Origin of the sequence: Vreelandella olivaria, assembly GCF_023507745.1 — a bacterium.
Taxonomy (GTDB): Bacteria; Pseudomonadota; Gammaproteobacteria; order Pseudomonadales; family Halomonadaceae; genus Vreelandella; species Vreelandella olivaria_A.
The window spans coordinates 1-567 of the sequence record NZ_JALPZO010000090.1; the positions used below are offsets into that span (position 1 = coordinate 1).

Annotated in this window: 1 protein-coding gene; it reads right to left on the reverse strand. The window is 64.6% G+C overall.

Annotated elements, in window-relative coordinates:
* Positions 1–556: hypothetical protein (locus HP566_RS07480; protein WP_249976639.1), on the reverse strand; the 556-nt coding region annotated here is incomplete at its 3' end.
* Between the last annotated feature and the right edge of the window lie 11 nt (positions 557–567).

Here is a 567-nt window from a genome sequence, read left to right on the forward strand (position 1 = left end):
TCAGCGGCATGCTGGGCCAGGTGCCTGGTGTGATGTGGTTGAAGAGCCCCTCCTCAAGGGGGGCCAGGGTGCGCCACTCACCGGGAAGTGGGCGGCCACGGCGGTGTAACTCGTAGACCTGGGTGGCGGCGCTTCCGTTTAGGCGCACACGCACGACCAGCCGGATAAAATAGAACTGGCCAAGTTGTTCGGGCGCCAAGTGATAGGTGATCGCCGTCCCATCCGCTTCATTGCGTATATGGGCCAGCACATCGCGGGTCAGTTCCTGGTGCATGCCGCTCATGGGCACCCCCCATAGCCCGAACGCCAGGGTCGGCTCGTCGGGGGGCTGGCCGCCGGGCAGGGTCAGCCGGAAGGCCAGGTCGCTGGCGGCGGGGCCAGGCCCTGGCCCCGCATGGGCTGTGGCGACCCCTTGCCGTTCCACAATAGCGTCACTGCCACTTAATTTACCCAGCTCCTGCTCGTGCGATTTAAAATCCCACTGTTTGCTGCGCCGCCCCCAGTGGCTATGCTGGCACCAGCGTTGCACCGGGCTTAACGAAAACCGATTGGCCAACAGGTCACCCA